At 42.3% G+C, this 18,589-nt stretch carries 14 protein-coding genes and 1 pseudogene; 5 read left to right on the top strand and 10 right to left on the bottom strand.

All coding sequences use genetic code 11. The features are described 5' to 3' along the window. Positions 1–27: 27 nt before the first annotated feature. Both hrpB and mrcB read left to right on the top strand, forming a co-directional pair. Positions 28–2,574 (top strand): ATP-dependent helicase HrpB, encoded by a 2,547-nt coding sequence (gene hrpB, locus FH971_RS16985; RefSeq protein WP_140235637.1) that lies wholly within the window; start codon positions 28–30, stop codon positions 2,572–2,574. 68 nt (positions 2,575–2,642) lie between these two features. Beyond that, positions 2,643–4,952, top strand: a complete 2,310-nt coding sequence (gene mrcB / locus FH971_RS16980) for a penicillin-binding protein 1B (RefSeq protein WP_140235109.1) — start codon at positions 2,643–2,645, stop codon at positions 4,950–4,952. An 80-nt stretch (positions 4,953–5,032) separates the two neighbouring features. Here mrcB and FH971_RS16975 read toward each other — a convergent pair whose 3' ends face one another. The 8 genes and pseudogenes from FH971_RS16975 to FH971_RS16940 all read right to left on the bottom strand — a co-directional run bounded on the left by FH971_RS16975 (position 5,033) and on the right by FH971_RS16940 (position 11,838). Then, the gene (locus FH971_RS16975; protein ID WP_140235108.1) at positions 5,033–5,857 is read right to left on the bottom strand and encodes an ion transporter; all 825 of its coding nucleotides are present in this window, start codon (positions 5,855–5,857) and stop codon (positions 5,033–5,035) included. Between the two features lie 128 nt (positions 5,858–5,985). Continuing rightward, positions 5,986–6,321: a hypothetical protein gene (locus FH971_RS16970; RefSeq protein ID WP_137225550.1), complete on the bottom strand. Its 336-nt coding sequence runs from the start codon at positions 6,319–6,321 to the stop codon at positions 5,986–5,988. A gap of 23 nt (positions 6,322–6,344) precedes the next feature. Further along, positions 6,345–6,998, bottom strand: coding sequence for a hypothetical protein (locus FH971_RS16965; RefSeq protein WP_140235107.1), 654 nt, complete (start codon positions 6,996–6,998; stop codon positions 6,345–6,347). Between the two features lie 6 nt (positions 6,999–7,004). Beyond that, a complete protein-coding gene (locus FH971_RS16960) occupies positions 7,005–7,694 on the bottom strand; it encodes a PspA/IM30 family protein (protein WP_137225554.1) in 690 nt (229 codons plus the stop codon). A gap of 10 nt (positions 7,695–7,704) precedes the next feature. After that, positions 7,705–8,118, bottom strand: a complete 414-nt coding sequence (locus FH971_RS16955; RefSeq protein WP_140235106.1) for a YjfI family protein — start codon at positions 8,116–8,118, stop codon at positions 7,705–7,707. Between the two features lie 79 nt (positions 8,119–8,197). After that, positions 8,198–9,958 carry a polyamine aminopropyltransferase gene (locus tag FH971_RS16950; protein ID WP_240778385.1) on the bottom strand — a complete coding sequence of 587 codons (1,761 nt, stop codon included), beginning with the start codon at positions 9,956–9,958 and terminating at the stop codon, positions 8,198–8,200. Positions 9,959–9,961: 3 nt separating this feature from the next. Further along, a pseudogene (locus tag FH971_RS16945) lies at positions 9,962–10,862 on the bottom strand (DUF350 domain-containing protein). 13 nt (positions 10,863–10,875) lie between these two features. After that, entirely contained in the window at positions 10,876–11,838 is a 963-nt protein-coding gene (locus FH971_RS16940) for a hypothetical protein (RefSeq protein WP_140235635.1), read from the bottom strand. Between the two features lie 163 nt (positions 11,839–12,001). Here FH971_RS16940 and glnE point away from each other — a divergent pair, with 163 nt between their 5' ends. Further along, positions 12,002–14,851 carry a bifunctional [glutamate--ammonia ligase]-adenylyl-L-tyrosine phosphorylase/[glutamate--ammonia-ligase] adenylyltransferase gene (gene glnE, locus FH971_RS16935; protein ID WP_167496048.1) on the top strand — a complete coding sequence of 950 codons (2,850 nt, stop codon included), beginning with the start codon at positions 12,002–12,004 and terminating at the stop codon, positions 14,849–14,851. 136 nt (positions 14,852–14,987) lie between these two features. Here the strand turns inward: glnE and FH971_RS16930 are convergent, their stop codons facing one another. Continuing rightward, positions 14,988–15,941: a sodium-dependent bicarbonate transport family permease gene (locus tag FH971_RS16930; protein WP_140235104.1), complete on the bottom strand. Its 954-nt coding sequence runs from the start codon at positions 15,939–15,941 to the stop codon at positions 14,988–14,990. Between the two features lie 191 nt (positions 15,942–16,132). On the opposite strand from FH971_RS16930, the gene FH971_RS16925 reads away from it, so the two are divergent. Continuing rightward, entirely contained in the window at positions 16,133–16,426 is a 294-nt protein-coding gene (locus tag FH971_RS16925) for a DUF3081 family protein (RefSeq protein WP_137225565.1), read from the top strand. A gap of 61 nt (positions 16,427–16,487) precedes the next feature. Here the strand turns inward: FH971_RS16925 and zapE are convergent, their stop codons facing one another. Beyond that, on the bottom strand, positions 16,488–17,372 hold the full coding sequence (zapE, locus tag FH971_RS16920) for a cell division protein ZapE (protein WP_240778383.1): 885 nt from the start codon (positions 17,370–17,372) through the stop codon (positions 16,488–16,490). Positions 17,373–17,785: 413 nt separating this feature from the next. Here zapE and FH971_RS16915 point away from each other — a divergent pair, with 413 nt between their 5' ends. Continuing rightward, entirely contained in the window at positions 17,786–18,541 is a 756-nt protein-coding gene (locus FH971_RS16915; protein WP_140235103.1) for a polymer-forming cytoskeletal protein, read from the top strand. Positions 18,542–18,589: the final 48 nt, after the last annotated feature.

Genomic DNA, 18,589 nt, shown 5'->3' with positions numbered 1-18,589 from the left:
CAAGCATTGCCGCAAATAGAATCATTGATGACCACTAAATTACCTATTCACGCGGTGCTCAACGCATTACGCGAGCAGTTTGCCACCCATTCACAGATTATTCTTGAAGCACCTACCGGCGCGGGTAAATCAACGGCATTGCCATTGGCCATGTTAGCTTGGCCTGAAATTAGTGGCAAAATTCTGATGCTTGAACCTCGTCGAGTCGCCGCCAGAAATGTTGCACAATTTATCGCTAAACAATTGGGACAACCAGTTGGGCAACTGGTGGGTTATCGTGTGCGCGGCGAGTCAAAAGTCAGCGCAGATACTCGTTTAGAAATTGTTACCGAAGGTATTTTGACCCGAATGATCCAGCAAGATCCTGAACTGAGTGGGATTGATGTGATTATTTTCGATGAAATTCACGAGCGTCACCTCCCTACCGATTTAGGCTTGGCTTTAGCATTGGAAGTACAGCAATCATTACGTGACGATTTACACATTATTGCTATGTCAGCCACCTTGTCGGGTTTGCCATTAGACACCTTGATGCCTGATGCTGCGAAAATACACAGCGATGGCCGTAGTTTTGCCGTTGAGATTGCTTATCAACCTTGCCCTAGCCAACAGATGTGGCTAACGCACATGTCTCGTGTGATCATCGATATCATTTCAGACTCCAATCTAACGCCATATCAGCAAGGTAGTGTGCTCGCATTTTTACCTGGTAAAGGTGAGATCCGTAAATTAGCCGGACTATTACGTCAGCGTTTGGATGCATCATGGCTTATTTGTCCTATGTATGGCGACTTGTCGTCAGCGGAGCAAGATCTCGCCATTCGCGCTGCAGAACCGGGTAAACGTAAAATCGTCCTCGCGACCAATGTGGCTGAATCAAGTTTAACGATTGAAGGTATTACCCTTGTCATAGACAGTGGTTATCGACGTGAAGCGAGTTTTAACCCTAAAACCGGCGTGACACGCTTAGGGCTTAAGCGTATTAGCCAAGCCTCGGCAATTCAGCGTAGTGGCCGTGCAGGGCGTTTAGCAGCTGGTTATTGCGTGCGTTTGTGGAGCCAAGAAGAGCAAGGGCGAATGCGTAACGTTGATGAACCCGAAATCACTCAAGCAGAGCTCACTGCAATGGCGCTTGATTGTGCCAATTGGGGGGCTAAATCATTTGCCGAATTATCGCTGCTCACACCACCGCCGCAGATCCATGAACAAGTTGCTTGGCGGTTACTCATTCAATTGGAATTAATTGACCAGCAACATAAGTTAACACCACTTGGTCGAGAGGCTTATGCATTAGGTTGCCATCCGCGCTTAGCGCATATGCTGCTTAAAGCTAAACAACTTGCTTTGCAAGACAATCAGCCACAGCTTTGTCTGTTAGCATGCGTTTTAGCAGGCATTATTGAAGCCCGTGGATTACCGAAAAAAGGCGCTGATATTCATCATTATTTGACCGAGGCTTTGCAGGGACAGATTAAACAACAAGTAAGACAATGGCAGCAATCTTTGGCGATATCGGGACAGGTAAATGAAGCAATACGTAATGCATCCACACGTGATATTAGTTATTTGTTAGCACTTGCTTACCCAGATCGTATTGCCAAAGCCCGTGGTCATGAAGGCTTTTTATTGAGTAATGGTACTGGTGTGGTGATCAATGCCGATGATAGTTTGGCTCATGAACCTTGGTTAGTGGTCGCTGACTTTCAAGAAACTCAAGGGCGTAATGCCGGCCAAGTGTACCTTGCTACCAAATTGGATGAACGCTTATTTACGGCAGAGCTTGCTTCGTTAGTAACCACTCACATTCACGGTGGTTGGGATGAAGCAAAAGGGCGGTTTTTTGCTGAAAAACATACCAAAATCGGTGAGGTTATTATTAAAACCGATACTGGAATTACACCAGAGCCCGCACAGATTATCGCCGCATTATTGGAACAGGTCCGCATTAAAGGGTTAACAATTCTTAATCGTGATGACAAATTAATCCAGTTACAATATCGGGTTGAATTAGCACGTCATTTTACACCAGAGCATGATTGGCCTTGCTTAACCGATGAGCATTTATTAGCGACACTAGAAGATTGGCTTGGGCCCTATTTAGATAACATTCGCTCACTGGCCGCGTTAACTAAGGTTGGTGCTTATGGGTTGGTGAAAAACTTACTCAACTGGCAACAGCAACAGCTATTAGAACAATTGGTGCCGACACATTGGCCGATGGCAACAGGCACTCGTGCCCCTATTCGTTACCAGATGCCATTAGATGTTGATGGGCATTTTTATCATAACGCCGAACAACAAGGGCGAGCTTTATTAAGTGTACGATTGCAAGAAGCGTTAGGCTTAGCGCAAAGCCCGACCATATTACACGGCAAAATGACGGTGACAATGGAGCTATTATCGCCAGCACAAAGACCATTAGCAGCCACAGCTGATTTAGCAAGTTTTTGGCAAGGTCCTTATATGGATGTAAAAAAAGAAATGCGCGGTCGTTATCCAAGGCATTTATGGCCAGATGATCCTGTGAACACAGTAGCAACCAAATATACTAAAAAGAAAACGCCTGGCATGTAAATAAGCGATAGCATTTATTAGCAATATATACATATTTCAGGATTATATGGAAAACGAATCAATCAGTTATGACAAAAAAAACCAGAAAAAATAAAAAGTCTTCGGCCACAGCAAAAAAACGTGGTTCATCATTGTGGCGTAAAATCTGGTCACTCACGTGGAAATTAGCCATTGTGGGTGCCGCCGTGGTCAGTTTTTATGCGATTTATTTAGACCAAATTATTGCGCAAAAATTTGAAGGTCAAAAGTGGCATTTACCTGCTCAAGTGTTTAGTCGTTCAATGGCGCTATACCCAGGTGCGGCAATTAACCATCCTCAATTAATGGCAGAGTTGAAACTGCTTGGTTACCGAAAAGTGGCTAACCCAAGGCAAGTTGGCGAGTTTTCGGCTTCAAGTACTCGTATTGAATTATGGCGTCGTCCTTTTTTACATCCCGAAGGCAATCAAGCTGAGCAACGCGTAATGATTAGCTTTGACTCTGAAGGGGTGAGTTCAGTGACTCGCATGTCTGATAAGCGTGAATTGGCGGTATTCCATCTAGAGCCTGTATTACTCGACCGCATTGTTGCTGGCGACGGAGAAGATCGTTTATTTGTTCCAAGTCCTGAGATCCCTAGCATTATTATCGATGCACTCATTTTAGTGGAAGACCGTAGCTTTTATGATCATTTTGGGGTTAATCCCTTAGCTATTGCCCGCGCGGCAATGGTCAATATTACTGCTGGCCGAACTGTGCAGGGCGGTTCAACGTTGACCCAGCAATTAGCCAAAAACTTCTTTTTAAGCAGTGAGCGCTCTATAGTGCGTAAAGTACGCGAAGCGTTAATGGCGCTGATTATTGATTTTCGTTACAGCAAGGATGAAATTTTAGAAGCCTACCTAAATGAAGTGTACATGGGGCAAGATAAGTCTCGTGGTGTACACGGCATGGGCTTAGCCTCACAGTTTTATTTTGGCCGTCCTGTGGGTGAGTTAACGGTATCGCAGCAAGCCTTTTTGGTGGCGGTAATTAAAGGGCCATCTTATTACAATCCGTGGCGTTACCCTGAACGATCTCAAGAACGACGAGACCTCGTTTTACGCATATTAATGGAAAATGATAAGCTTACTGTTGCGCAATATAAGGCCGCTGCAGAGTCGCCTATCGGCTTACGTAGTGCAAAAAAATCGGTGCATCAAAAATTACCCGCATTTTTTGCTGTTGTGAAACAAGAGCTCCGCGATCGTTATGGAGATTCGTTACTGCAACAATCGGGCGTTAAAGTGTATACCACACTAGATCCAATGGCCCAGGAAGCAGCAGAAAAAGCGGTGACATCTACGATGGCTTTGTTAAATAAACGCGCTAAAAATATTCAGGTTGGTATGGTTGTTACCGACAAGTACAGCGGTGGTATTGCGGCCATGGTTGGCGATAAAGTACCCGGTTATGAAGGATTTAACCGTGCCGTTGAAATTCGTCGTCCAATCGGTTCTTTAATTAAACCTTTTGTATATGCCAGCGCATTAAACCAAAGTGATAAATTCACCTTGGCTACACCTGTTGAAGATAAGCCGATAACATTAAAAAATGAACAAGGTAAAACATGGTCACCAAAGAACTTTGACAAGAAATTCAGTGGTCAAGTGCCTCTGCTTACTGCATTTAAAGATTCGATGAATGTCCCCACAGTTAATGTCGGTTTAGCCGTTGGTGTTAGTAATGTTGCTTCTACACTACAAAAATCGGGTTGGGCTGATGATATTTCACCTTATCCATCTATGTTGCTAGGTGCCGTGAATGGTTCGCCATTGATGGTAGCGCAGGTTTACCAAACTGTGGCTGATGGAGGTCGTTACCGTAAATTAACCTCTATTACCGCTGTGTTGGATAGTCAAAATCAAGCTTTGGATGTGAGTCGTGCGGCTGGATCCCAAGCGATCAATCCTGCGACAGATTATTTAATCCAATATGCGATGAATCAAGTGGTACGTAATGGCACAGCTAAGCGTTTAGGTGCCGCTTTTCCTGGGGTGCGTTTGGCGGGTAAAACGGGTACCAGTAATGACAGTCGTGATTCATGGTTTGCCGGTTTTGATGAACGTAACGTAGCGGCCATTTGGGTAGGCCAAGATGATAATAGTAAAACGGGTTTGTACGGTAGTAGTGGAGCAATGGCTGTGTATCAAGCATTTTTGCAACAACGCCCACCACTGAGTTTACGTATGATCCCTGTTAATGGAGTTATTAATGGTTATTTTGATCGCACCACTGGTGCGGCTAAGCAAGGCAATTGTGACAATATCATTGGTCTGCCAGCGCTAGATAGCAGCTATAGACCCGCAAAAAATTGCGGTGAATCTTTGTCTTGGTGGCAAAAGTTAGTGGGTAATTAGTTAATGGATACTAATAAAAAGCCCAAGATATAGATTATCTTGGGCTTTTTATTGAGCTGTTTTTCGGTTTAGTTTGATGATTATTTATCTTGTTGTTGTCTTAATTTGGCAATTTCATCCAGCATTTGTTGTTGGTTTTGTTCCATTTTAAGCTGGTTTTGCTGCATTTGTTCGAGTGCTTGAGTCAGCTGATTATTAATGTGTTCTTTATGTGCCGCTTGAGCCTCTTGTGCTTCACTACGTTCTTGTTCATCTGGCGCCACAAATACTGAAGCCATATAACCCGAAATAACCCCAAAAAAGCTGACACCACTGATAATGACCAAACCACCAATGATATGACCGATAGTACTGACGGGATAGAAGTCACCGTAACCGACAGTTGAGATAGTGACGAGAGCCCACCAAATAGCTTGTTCAGCGGTTTGGATATTGGCGTTAGGCTCTGCGCTTTCTACTAATAAAATAAGTACTGAAGCAGCAGCAAGAATGAGCACCATTGCCACCAATAAACTGGCTAATGTAGTCTGTTTTCGTTGGCGTAATAATGGGATTATTAATGACCGGCTCATGCGGATAAGGCGGATCACTCTTAATATTTGAAATACCCGTGCTATACGTAGTGCTTCAATGGCTGGGATGCTGGCAACAAAATCAATCCAATGATGTCTTAAGTAATAGGTTTTATTGCGAGCTTTGAATAAGCCATAAAAAAAATTGATCATGAAAATGACGCATATCGAGCTGTCGATATACAGTAAAATCTTGTTGGTTTCGGTATCGAAATGGCCGAAAGTCATAGTAAGAACAATTACCACAGAGACTAACGATAGTACCATCATCGCAAGTTCAAATGGGCTAGGGGCTTCGACGTTTTTGATGGACCAACGTTTTGATTCGAGCATGTAGTTAAGTCCGCTTACGTTGGTTAGCCAATAGGCTTTATTAAATGATGAACTTTATCATAACAAAAAACGCACAAGACAGGAGCCTAGTGCGTTTTTTAATTACTGAAATGAATCGTTAAGCATATTTATTTGGTTAATTTAGTGTCTACGAAATTAACTAAATCATCTAGAACACGCTTTTTGATTTCCAGCTGAGATTCACTTTCTAAGCCGTATTTTTGCGCTAAAATGACGTAATCTTCAGCATTTAACGATACGGTCAAACGGGGGCGCTTAGGGCGTTTAGATACTGACAATCCGAGTATGGTTCGGATTTGGTCTGAAGGGCTAACACCTTTATCTAATGCGGCTTTGCGGATAGAGTATTGAAGTTTCTCATCCAAATCAAAAGCCACTTGAGTCGCTTTTGCCGCTTGTTGGTTTTTAAGCCATGTCTCTGGTAATGGTTTGCCTGAGCTCATTAGAAAATTATCTCCTACCTGTATCAGCTTGCTGGCCAGTACTCTCTAATATCGGTCAATGGACGATATAACGTTAGCATTACTTCAGTGTCGCCACTTTCATAAACTTCTATATCCACAGCGTGAGAGTCATCGGCATTCACCAAACTATAACCTTCAAAGCCTTCGCCATGTGCATCATCGTCATTTTGCGGAGGTGTTAAGCCTCGAAAATCTTGACGATGGAAGTAGCCAAAACTTGCAAATTCGACTTGATGATATTCATCACTAAGCCATTTATCCAATTCTGTGCTTAATTCACTTGGAAGGGCTTTCACTGAGAGTGTGGCTTTGCCAGGCTCTTCAAATATTTCAGCAAATGCGTCAAGATCAAACAATTGTTCAACCACAGCGCGATTAATTTTCATTGAAATACTGAGGTAAGATTCGTCTTCTTGCACGTAGGATAAGTAGATTGCGGTGCCGTTATGGCCACGTAATAAGAATTCACAAAGCTGCGAGCGCTGGTATTCATAAGTATGAACAGCTTCAACCTTAAGCTGTTGCCCACGCAATTGCGTAGGCAAAGCAAAACTGTCATCAAGGGTGATCATATCACCCTTGAGCAGTTTGTTAGGATGGTCAAGCTGGCGCTTCGGGGCTTCTTTTTTGCCGAATAGGCCGCTAAGAAATCCCATAACCGCTTAGCCTTTACGTGCTTTAATGCGATCTAATACGGCATTAGCATTCGACTTTTGCTCACCAATACCTGCTTCAGCAAGTTTGGCATGTAATGACTTATCACTGTTTTCTTCAGCTAAAGTCTCTGATGCTTTTAAGCGATCATCAAATTGCTGTTGACGGGCTTTAATACGCTCAAGCGAATCTTTAGCATTAAGCAGTTTTGAGTTGCTTGACGCAAATGAGTCTGTGATAGTCGCAGTGGCTTTTTGTACGCTTTCAGTGGTTTTGACCATAGTTAATTGACGTTGATAATCATTTAACTGACGCTCGGTCTTTTTCACTAAATCTTTTAAACGCACAGCATGTGAACTAAAGCTGTCATTGGCAGTTTGTTGCTCGGCTAACTCTTCATCTAACTGGGCAATTTTTTCAGCAATTTCGATAGCTAGTGCTTCATTACCTTTATCTAGCGCTTGGGTTACATAACCTTCGTGCTCAGCGACACTGCGCTTTAGGCGATCAATTTCGCGACTGGCTTGCATTTCTTTAGCCATCACGTCAGTTAGTTCACGCTTGGCTTTAGTTAAATGTTTTTCTGCATCACGAATTTCTTGCTCAAAAATTCGAGTTGAGTTTGCATCAACAATATTTTGGCCAACTTCTGTTGCACCACCACGAAACGCGGTAAGAATCTTGTTTAGAATGCCCATAATTGGCTCCTTAGTTTAAAAATTCGACGAGTTCATCGATAACTTCCAGACAGTTGTCTGACAGTACTGCTAATTCTTGTTCAATCTCTTCCATGCTTGACAGCACAGACAATGCACCGTAAACCACATATTTATCATCAATTTTTGCAAATGATGATAATGGCATGGGAATGTTAAGCTCTAACATGGTCTCAAACATTTCAGCGCGGCGACCTTGGTTTACTTCGTTTTCGCCCCACAGATAACTGATACACAATATTTGGTTGTCAGTTACTGATACAAATACCGGAATTTCTTCTCGGCCGACAATATTGACTTGCAACACTTCAACGTCACCATCAATCAGATAACAATCAAACTGAAAACCGGTTTTGCTTTGATCGCATTGTCCGTTGAGGTGATTTGCAATGGTATGGATATTCATATGTGCCCTTAATTGACATATTATGTCTGTGAGTAAAGATAGCATTTAGACATATTATGTCAAGTGCTAATTAATCCAATTAAAAAAGATTAATGACTTCATTTTCTGACCAAGCAGCTAAGTGGTAGTAATACAGCTGTAATGAACCAATTTCGTTCACCTTAATCTTGTCTATATCGGTATAAAAATTCTTTGGAAACTCAAATGAAGCGTGGATAAGCCCTGGTGTAAGCCAGTCTTCTGGTACTGGCATTTGATCAATAGCGGCCAATCGTTGTTGTGGGTTTTTACCCATTTTACTGCCGATACTCCAACCCCACTCACCAAAGCTAGGGACATTATGGTGATACTGTTTGACATTAAAACCTGCTGCAGCGAGTGTTTTGCCAACCGAGATAAATGCTTTTTTTGCATGATAAGGAGAGGTTGATTGCACCGTGATCACCCCATCTGCACTGAGTAATTCATTGAGTTTGCGATAAAATAAATCTGAATACAGTTTGTTTAAATCTGGGTGGCTTGGGTCGGGCAAATCCACAATGATGGCATCAAACATTTGGCCCGTTTTAATAAGTTTATCGACGCCGTTAAATGCATCGTCGACCATTAAGGTTAAGCGTGGGTCATTCAAGGCATCGCCGTTTAACGCCAGTAATGCATCGCTTAAACGTTGTGGCATATCAGCCGGTGGCGATTTAAATAATGCCAACAAATCTTGATCTAAATCCATTAAGGTAACGGTTTTAGGTTGCCATTTGAGTACTTGCTTTAGCCCTAGACCATCACCTCCGCCAATGATTAACACGTTATCGTGACGTGCGCTGGCAGCCAATGTTGGATGAACTAAAAAGCTGTGATAGATATGCTCGTCGTTGCTAGAAAATTGCAAACGACCGTTGATATATAAATTATAAACAGGAGGTAGCCCGCCACCACGTAATCGCTCAGTAAAGTTGAGCTGCTGGAAACGTGTCGCTTTGGCATAGACCACATGATCTTTATACAATAGGTTATTAAAATGCTGTTCCCAGCTAGGGCCTTTAACCGCTAAAACACCAATGACTACACTGGCAATAATATGGCCAATCAACAACAATTTGACATGGTTTATTTTTGACCAAAAACGCCAAATAAATACCAGTCCAGCGAGCAAGTTAACACTGGCGGTGAGTGCGGCCGCTAATTGAATATCTATGGCCAGCATAAAACCGACCCAGATAGCGGCACCTATACCTGCACCAATGTAATCGGCACCATATATGGTGCCGGCATTATGCAGTAAGTGCGCTTCAGATAAGGATTGCCGAACGCGGGCGATAAGCGGAATTTCCATACCAATCATTAACCCAAGTAATACTCCCCAAACGTAAGGCAAGTATTCACTCAGGGTTTGCAGGCTAGCAATAAAGCCACCATTAGGTAAATGATCGGGCGGCAGGCCCAGTGTATTGGCGATGGCTAATGGCAGTTGTTGACCAAACCCAATCACAGCAGCGGTAACAATAATGGCAAATGAGCCACACAGTGCCACTGTTAATTCGAGCATGGCAAAGCCGGTGAATGCGCATTTTATTTTTCGGGCGGCAAATGCCCCCACACCCATTGACACAATCATTAAACCAATCATGGTGTAAATGGCAGCTTCTAGCGCGCCGAGAATTCGGCCGGCATAGTGCGATAATAAGTATTCATAAATAAGACCACATCCCGCCAGCGAAGCCATGATGCCGAGTAATAAGGCATCATCAAACCACGATACTTGACGGGATGGAAGAGGACTTTGCTGCGAGTCCCCCTGTGTTGTGCTAGCGGGAAGTGCATCGAGCAAAGGTGTTGTCATAAATTAAGCCATTAGCGCCGTGAGAATAAGGGCAACGGCAATACTAATCGCCATTTCTACAGCAGCAATACCAATGTTTTGTTGCTTTTCAACTTCTTCAGCAAGATTGATACCCGCTAACACCAGTTTTTTCACTAGCGTTATTAATAGCGATAACACTGCCAGCATGATCAATGAAAATACACACCAACCAAGAATGTTGCTTAGATGGGCGGTTGGGTTATAAACAATGAAATGACTTGCTGCATTAAAAACTTAACGCCATGGCTATCATGTAACCACTGTGACGTAATGCTAATGCCGTTTGACCTTGGGTTAATGCTTGTTGCATTGAGGCACCTTGATTACGTTGAGCATAACGTTTTTCTCGTAATCGAGTGAGTATCACTAGCATGAGTTGTGAGATTAGAAAGGCACTAAAAATGGCAATGAAGGTATCTAGGGTAATATCTTCGGCCCACATTAATACAGCGCGGATAATAATGGCTGTGGCTATAGCTGCTGCGGCATCTACTACGGCAACAGACACATTACCTTTAAGGATTTCAGCATTTTTAGCAAATTCATTTAAAGCGATTTTATCATGCAAAAATCGGCCTAATTTGATTAACACTAAACCAAATAAGCCGTAAGCCGACATACCGATGGCTTCGGTTAAATACGATGGTGCTGCTTCGCCGGTAATAGCACCCGTGAGCACAATACCTAATGCCGCAACAGCACCAGCGGTACTAATACCAAATGCAAAATTGTCACGCTCAGCGAGTTCGGCACTGCTGTTGACTTTAATGCTCCAGCCCTGCAAGTAACGCATTAGCGCCAGTAAAACGATAGCGATGGTTAAATCAATGGCTAGAATAATCGCCAGATCTTGAGTTAACCCATATTCTTGAAAAAATGTCATGGTGAGTCCTTACCTATTTTCCACGGCGAACACCGCGACTAGTGCGGCTGCTTGAGTTACGGAAACTGCTGTCTTTTGAATAGCTCGAACGGAATTTTCGACTCGCGCTCTGAGTGGTACTGCTGGCTTTGGGAGTACTAGCACTTTGACGTGATAAGCTAGTCGAACCGGTTCGTGTTTTAGCATAAGGGCTATCAAAACGTTTCCCTTGGCTGTTAAAGCGTTTCTTGGTTTGTTCAAAGGTTTTGGCTTGTGAAGTCGCTTGCTTTGGTGAAGTGTAACGGTAGCGTCCCACATCATTATAATAACTGTAACCACGGTTTCCAGACCAACGGTCGTACCCTATAGGGCGGGTGAAATTAGAAAACATCGCATACATGCCATACCAAGCCCAGATGGACGTACCGCTTGAGTTATTTTGCCAGCTACCATATGCCGGATTACCCACAAGCTGGCTACCGGCGCCACTGCCATCAGTACCATTTGCTAGCGCTTCAGCTTCACGGCTAATTGCGTTAACACGAGCAAGTTGCCCTTTAGACATGTCTGCAACTACGTTAACTGGATCAGATAACATATCGTTATATAAACTGGTGTCAGCCGCTTGATACACATTCTGTGCTTCGGCTAATTGCTGATCTAAATCAATAAAGTTCGTGCTGTTACTTAAGTCTTTATAACGACGAGTTAACGACTGAAACATTGGACCTTCAGTGCTGGCATCTTTAGCCAACTCTTCCAATAATGGCGTTAAGTCAGGTTGGCGTTTAGCCAAAATACTGGTGTATTGTTTGAGTAAAGTGGCATTACGTAACTGGTTATCGTTGAGCGAACTAGCCAACAGATTAAGGCGTTGTTGGGTCAGTTGTTGGTACTGAGCAATTTGTTCCGGCCTCTCGTCACCACAACCGCTAAGGGTTAGTGCGACAATCAATACCGTCATCAATGTGAGTACACGGGGGAGGTGACCTACCATGTTTTCTCCAAAATGTAGATTTTTCATGTGCTAATTCAATATGACACAGGTTATAGTAATCTTAGTGTCAATGATATTAATCTGATCATTAGACTAATCGATAGATATATCACTCTTGACATAATATGTCCAACACTCATTTTCTTTAGGGGTCATTATTGCCATGCAAAACCAAGGTGACAAGGTATTATCTGTAGCCATGCTAGACAGCGCAGATCGTTACTGGTTAAGACTCTGTGACGTTTGGCCGGAAGCTACAACGGCACTGACAGTCATGCAACAACAAGAGTTAAAGATCGTGTTTAGCTTGAGTGACTACATGGGCGAGCAACTTTGTCGGCATCCTGAATGGATTGTTCAGCTATTTAATGGCTTGTTGGATGATGTGGTGCGCAGTGAGTTTGACCTTGAGTTACATGCATTATTGCAAGAGTTGACTCAAGAAGAGCAAGTTAAATCAGCTTTAAGACGTTATCGTAATCTGCAAATGGTTCGTTTAGCGTGGCGGGATTTTTTAAATTACACCCCAGTTGAAGAATCTCTGCTCGACTTATCTGCATTGGCTGAAGCATTAGTGATTGCTGGGCGAGATTGGTTATATCAAGACATGAGTCAGCAATACGGCACACCGACGAGCGCTGAAGGTAAGCCACAACCTTTATTGATTTTAGGTATGGGAAAGTTAGGCGGACGTGAACTTAATTTTTCATCTGATATCGATTTGATTTTTACCTTTCCTGAGCATGGTGAAACCGTCGGCGGTCGACGAACTCAAGACAACCAACAATTCTTTATTCGCATGGGTCAGCGTTTGGTTAATTTACTCGACCAAGTGACGGTTGATGGATTTGTATTCCGTGTTGACATGCGCTTACGTCCATATGGTGAAAGTGGTCCTTTGGTGGTCAGCTTTAGTGGTTTAGAAGACTATTACCAAGAGCAAGGTCGTGATTGGGAACGTTATGCCATGGTCAAGGCGCGTGTGCTTGGCTCTTGGTCTGGCTATTGTGACGAATTACATGATCTATTACGGCCGTTTGTTTATCGTCGTTATATTGATTTTTCTGCCATTGAATCACTGCGTAAAATGAAGCAACTGATCGCGCAAGAGGTTAGGCGTCGGCATTTAACGGACAATATTAAACTTGGCGCTGGCGGGATCCGCGAAGTCGAATTCGTGGTGCAAAGTTTTCAGCTTATTCGTGGCGGACGAGAGCCTGCATTGCGTCAGCAGAGTTTATTCGGTGCCATTGATACCTTGTACAGCTTAGGTCAATTGGAATATTTAGCCGTTGATGAACTTAAGCACAGTTACATTCTATTGCGTCGAGTTGAAAATTTATTACAAGCCATTGACGATAAACAAACACAAACCTTGCCTAACAATGAACTTGATTGGCAACGTTTATGTTATCCATTAGACGTTGACAACGAAGCTGAACTTCGCGACAGAATCAATTCGGCAATGGCCACTATTCATGGTCACTTTAATGACACCGTTGGTGGTGATGATAGCCATGAAAACAATGATCATTGGACTTCTTTATTTTGGAATGTGCAGCAAGATGAAGACGCTAACGCATTACTGCAAGAGCAACAAATCGATGATATCGAATTATGGCCGCTATTAAGTGAGTGGCATAAAACTGTATCAAAACGTTCTATTGGGCCACGAGGGCGTGAAACTTTAGATAAGTTAATGCCTAAACTCCTCGAAGAGCTTGTTGGCCAAACCAAACCAAGCCAAGCGTTTAGGCCTGTTGCTAAAGTACTGGATAAAATCTTAACTCGAACAACTTATTTAGAGCTTTTATGTGAAAATCCGGGCGCGAGGCAACAATTAGTCAGTTTATGTTGTGCAAGTCCATGGATTGCCCGTGAACTGGCAAACTTTCCGATGTTGTTGGATGAGTTAATTGATCCATCGCAGCTGTATGACATTACTTCTATTGATGATTACCCTAGTGAGCTACGCCAGTACTTATTACGCGTGCCAGAAGATGACATGGAACAGCAAATGGAAGCACTGCGGCAGTTTAAATTGTCTCAGCAGCTTAAGATTGCTGCTGCAGATGTGACGGGCGTGTTACCTGTGATGCAGGTAAGTGATCATTTAACCTTTTTAGCCGAAGCCATTATCGAACAAGTGGTGCTACAAGCTTGGCATCAGACTGCATCTCGCCATGGTATTCCTGAGGGGACGAGTCCTAGCAATATGGGGTTTGCGGTAATTGGTTACGGTAAACTTGGTGGTATTGAGCTGGGGTATGGTTCTGATTTAGATTTGGTTTTTTTACACGGGCATACAGGCTCAGGTACCACCGATGGTGAACGCCCTATCGATAATAGTCATTTTTATTTGAAGCTTGCTCAGCGTGTGGTGCATTTATTTGCCACCCGTACAACGTCTGGTGAGTTATATGAAGTGGACATGCGTTTACGTCCGTCCGGAGCTTCTGGTTTGTTGGTGAGTGAAATTGAACACTTTGGCACCTATTTACAACAAGAAGCGTGGACGTGGGAACATCAAGCTTTAGTGCGTGCTCGTTTTGTATTTGGTGATTATTCGCTGGCAGGACGTTTTAGTGAATTACGTGCGCAAATATTGCAAAAAGAACGTAATAAAGTCGAACTCGCCAAAGATGTCAGAGACATGCGGATTAAAATGCGTGAACATTTACTGAATGTAAACCCAGGACTATTTGATTTAAAACAGAGTGCCGGTGGGATTGCTGATATTGAATTTATTGCACAATATTTAGTGTTAGCTTATGCCCATGAATATCATGAGTTAACCATTTGGTCTGATAACGTGCGTATTTTTGAAGTGTTAGCCGAATTAGAATTGTTGCCAATAATGCAGGCCCAACATTTAACCCAAACTTACTGTTGGCTGCGAGACGAGAGCCATGAGTTGACATTGCAACAGTTGCCCAGCAAATTACCGGTACAAAGTGTGCAACCAAAAACTGATAGCGTTATTGAAATTTATAATGAGATTTTAGCGGTTTAACTGGGTTCATTTAAACACTGTTAGTTAGTGAAATGTTTACTGATGTGTTGAATTTATTTAATTCAACACATCAGTAGGTTAAGTCCGATCTGAGATTCGATGTATGTCATCTATTTTCAAGATGATTATTCACTATTTAGCTGAGTATTTGCTCTATCCACCACTGATATATTGGTAAACCAATTAATACGTTAATCGGAAATGTTATTCCGAGTGACGCCAACATGGCCAAACCGATATTTGCATCTGGAATGGCGGCTTTAATTGCTGCAGGTGCTGCGATATAAGATGCACTCGCAGTGAGTCCCGCAAGCACTAAAATGCTGCCAGAGGGTAAATCAAGTAACATTCCCAAACCAATACCCGCCCAAGCCAGTACAAATGGAATGAGTGCTGCAAATAACAATAATCGCCACTGTTTGTATGGGATAGGGAAACAAACTTTTGCGGTACTGATACCCATTTCTAATAAGAACAATGCTAACAAGGTTTTAAAACCGCCTAGTAACATGGGGGTTAATGGTGCCATGCCACTGGTGCCATAAAGCCAACCTATGATAGCCCCACCACTGAGTAGCACTACACCGCGACTTGTTAGAGCCTCGTGTAACACGCTGCCAGTTGAAGCGTGCTCACTATTGCCAGTGACTTTTGCTTGAAGATAACGATGTAGCCACAACATGATAATAATAGCGGGTAGTTCGAGTAACACTAAATACAAGGTTGTTTCAGGTCGCAAAGGCCATTGAGACTGTTCTACCATCGTCATCACTACCGCAAATGTGCCCGCACTGACTGAGCCATAATGGGCTGCAATACTAATAGCTTCCTTTTGGGGGAGTTTGATGAGTTTACGTAGTAGTGGGTACAAACTCAGTGGAATAATAAATCCCAGTGCGATAACAGACAACAATTCTGTGATAGCTAAATGACTGGTTTCACCATGGAGTGCCATTCCGCCTTTAAGTCCTAGTGTCAACATGAGTAAGATAGACAAGGTTTCGTAGGTGGCTTTAGGAACTTTTAAATCTGACTTAATCAATCCGGCAAGCAAACCAAGAGCAAAAAAGGCAATGACAATATCAGGCATGTTATAGCTTCTGTCTGTTATAAAGTATCGCGATTTTGCCTTGTTGTGTTAACAAAGGGAAATTATTTAAGTGAAATAGACTGTAATACGGTATTATTTTATTGAGTAATATTATGCTGATCTATTAAGTGCAATCGGCGTATAGTATCTTTGGATGAACACATAAAATATTAACAGTAGAGCATCATGATATGAAAAATGAAATTGATATTCACCGGGCGTTAAAAGTGTTTAATAAAATCACTCAATATGGCGAGAAGCGCGCCATAGAAAGTGATGATGACGGCCATTTGGATCATGATTATTGGCTGTGCGGTATGAGTGCGCAAACCGATCATGACGGTTATACCATTAGCTTGTCTGATGCTCAGGCTAGCTTAACGGTATTTTTTCACAACAAGTATCAGTTTGAATATCCGACCAATGACGCGCTAGACAATTTTTTACGTCGTTTTAATGATATTGAAAATTATCAAGCTCAGTAAATTTACGCTTATACTTATATTAGCCTGATCAGTGCCGATCACCTCAGTGCTGCAGGCTTGTTTACGCCCATTGTTGCATTTCAACAAGGCGACTATAAGTACGCCTAAACTCAAATTGTAATGACCCATCAATATACAACTCTTCTAAACGGCAGTGGCTGTTGAGAATTAACATCACTTTTTGGTCGTATAGCTCATCCACTAAACTAATAAAGCGTCGGGTAGGATCGTCTTCACTTGCATATGCCAGTTGTCGTTCACCAGTCGTAGTGGCCATTGCGCCATCCTCAGTACCTCTAGCTTTAATCCAACTGCGAACTTCACCGCCTAAAGTCGGCACATTACTGAGTAATATATGACTAAACTGTCCTGCCAGTTCGATATAATCTAACGCTGAACGAGGTCCTTGGCATAGGGCTGAAAATTCAAACCAAGCAAGCTGACCATATTGACTTTCAATGGCAACATCACGCTGACAAATCTCTATCGAATTAGATTGGTTTATTATATTCGACTTTTTCTGCGGGTATTGCTGACATAATAGTTCAAATACTGCTTTAGGCGTTATTGATGAAGGTAGTTTTAGCCAAGGCCTAGGTGCTGTTGTCGTTAAGTTTGTAGTATTAGCGTGTAAACGGTGATCAATCTGGCCGTTCAAATGAATGGTTTGGGTATATTGTTGAAGCAGATCGATAGTAGGTAAAAAACGATCGCGTTGTAAACCGTTTTTATACAAGTCGATAATAGGTACATTTGAGGTTGCGACTAAGGTAACATTGGACTTAAATAAAGTGTCAAATAATCGCCCAAGTAAGATGGCATCACCGATGTCAGTAACAAAAAATTCATCAAAACAAATAATAGAATATTTAGCTGCAATCTGCTTACCAATGTGAGTTAAAGGATCACGTATCCCCGATGTTTGATTTAATTGCTGGTGGATCATGGCCATAAAACGGTGAAAATATGATAGGCTTTCATTCTTTTCAGCTAATAGATTGTAAATGCTTTGGTCACTAATGTTTTAATAAAGCAGATCCATTAAGAAGGTTTTGCATCGGCCTACATCTCCACATAAATAAGCCTAGAGGCTCCTTATTATCCAAGATATTATTCTTTGATTTGATCATGATTGATTCAAAATTTCAATTTATAATGATCTTGCCGTGTGTAAATCAAGTTTTAGTGTTTTTAGATATTATTATGCTGTGAGCTTTTATCTGAGCAATAAATTTTTTTCAGTTTCTTCTATGAGTGTCGTTTTATTACTGTGAGTGTCATTTTATTATTTAGGATAAAATGTAACAGCGATTTATTCTAACCATAAACTCTGAGTATTAATTTTAACAAGGGCCTATAATGAAAAAAAAAGGGGGCATGACCTATATTGGCGTCGATATGTCATTAAATGGTGATATGGAGATCCAAGGTCCAGCAGTGATAGCGGGCCAAACTAAAGGTAAAATCAGTTCAACTGATCAAGTTAACATAGAGCTAAGTGGTAATGTTGAAGGTGAGGTTTTTTGTCAAGAGATGCTAGTCTCAGGGGTATTTAAAGGCAAATTGCATTGTAAAAAATTGATCATTACCAGCTCGGGTATTGTTGATGGTGAGGTGTCGAGTCATCTGATGGAAATTTACGGTGGTGGACAATTTATCGGTATGCGCACTAAAGGGCCTGAATCATCAGGATTACCGCAAATAAACAATGAACGATTTTTATCACAAGACGATGTTACATCGACGTCGCATACAAAACTGCCAATATTGACTCGCAAACTGAGTTATTTGGCGGTAGCTATTATTGTCGTTATCACAGGGGTCGTTGTTCAACCCACAATCAGTTCGGCGTTAAACCGTGCTCAAGAAACATCTGCTGAGATAAATCAAACAAGCGCTGCGCAATACCCATTATCAGCATTGACGGTGACTGAAAAAAATGCCGCCGCATTATTGCAGGAAATGGATCAACAGGCTTCATTTGCAGAGCAAGCCGAAGAATTACTTAATGCAGGTCAAAGTGATGTTAACGTGGCGATGGAAGATTTAGATGCATTAGCACAAACCAGTGAAGTTTTGGGTGATAACCAGAATATAAGTGATGATGTTGAATAGAATCAGTTGACGAACACGACGCCGGATAAACATTAATTTATTGATAAA

The organism is Shewanella polaris (genome assembly GCF_006385555.1).
Classification (GTDB): domain Bacteria; phylum Pseudomonadota; class Gammaproteobacteria; order Enterobacterales; family Shewanellaceae; genus Shewanella; species Shewanella polaris.
Note: the sequence above shows the minus strand (reverse complement) of the source record. Positions and strands in the feature narration are given on the sequence as shown.

Coding starts and splice junctions, on each gene's coding strand:
- hrpB (WP_140235637.1), top strand. CDS start 28: ATGACCACTAAATTACCTATTCACGCGGTGCTCAACGCATTACGCGAG.
- mrcB (WP_140235109.1), top strand. CDS start 2,643: ATGACAAAAAAAACCAGAAAAAATAAAAAGTCTTCGGCCACAGCAAAA.
- FH971_RS16975 (WP_140235108.1), bottom strand. CDS start 5,857: ATGCTCGAATCAAAACGTTGGTCCATCAAAAACGTCGAAGCCCCTAGC.
- FH971_RS16970 (WP_137225550.1), bottom strand. CDS start 6,321: ATGAGCTCAGGCAAACCATTACCAGAGACATGGCTTAAAAACCAACAA.
- FH971_RS16965 (WP_140235107.1), bottom strand. CDS start 6,998: ATGGGATTTCTTAGCGGCCTATTCGGCAAAAAAGAAGCCCCGAAGCGC.
- FH971_RS16960 (WP_137225554.1), bottom strand. CDS start 7,694: ATGGGCATTCTAAACAAGATTCTTACCGCGTTTCGTGGTGGTGCAACA.
- FH971_RS16955 (WP_140235106.1), bottom strand. CDS start 8,118: ATGAATATCCATACCATTGCAAATCACCTCAACGGACAATGCGATCAA.
- FH971_RS16950 (WP_240778385.1), bottom strand. CDS start 9,958: ATGACAACACCTTTGCTCGATGCACTTCCCGCTAGCACAACACAGGGG.
- FH971_RS16940 (WP_140235635.1), bottom strand. CDS start 11,838: ATGGTAGGTCACCTCCCCCGTGTACTCACATTGATGACGGTATTGATT.
- glnE (WP_167496048.1), top strand. CDS start 12,002: ATGCAAAACCAAGGTGACAAGGTATTATCTGTAGCCATGCTAGACAGC.
- FH971_RS16930 (WP_140235104.1), bottom strand. CDS start 15,941: ATGCCTGATATTGTCATTGCCTTTTTTGCTCTTGGTTTGCTTGCCGGA.
- FH971_RS16925 (WP_137225565.1), top strand. CDS start 16,133: ATGAAAAATGAAATTGATATTCACCGGGCGTTAAAAGTGTTTAATAAA.
- zapE (WP_240778383.1), bottom strand. CDS start 17,372: ATGATCCACCAGCAATTAAATCAAACATCGGGGATACGTGATCCTTTA.
- FH971_RS16915 (WP_140235103.1), top strand. CDS start 17,786: ATGAAAAAAAAAGGGGGCATGACCTATATTGGCGTCGATATGTCATTA.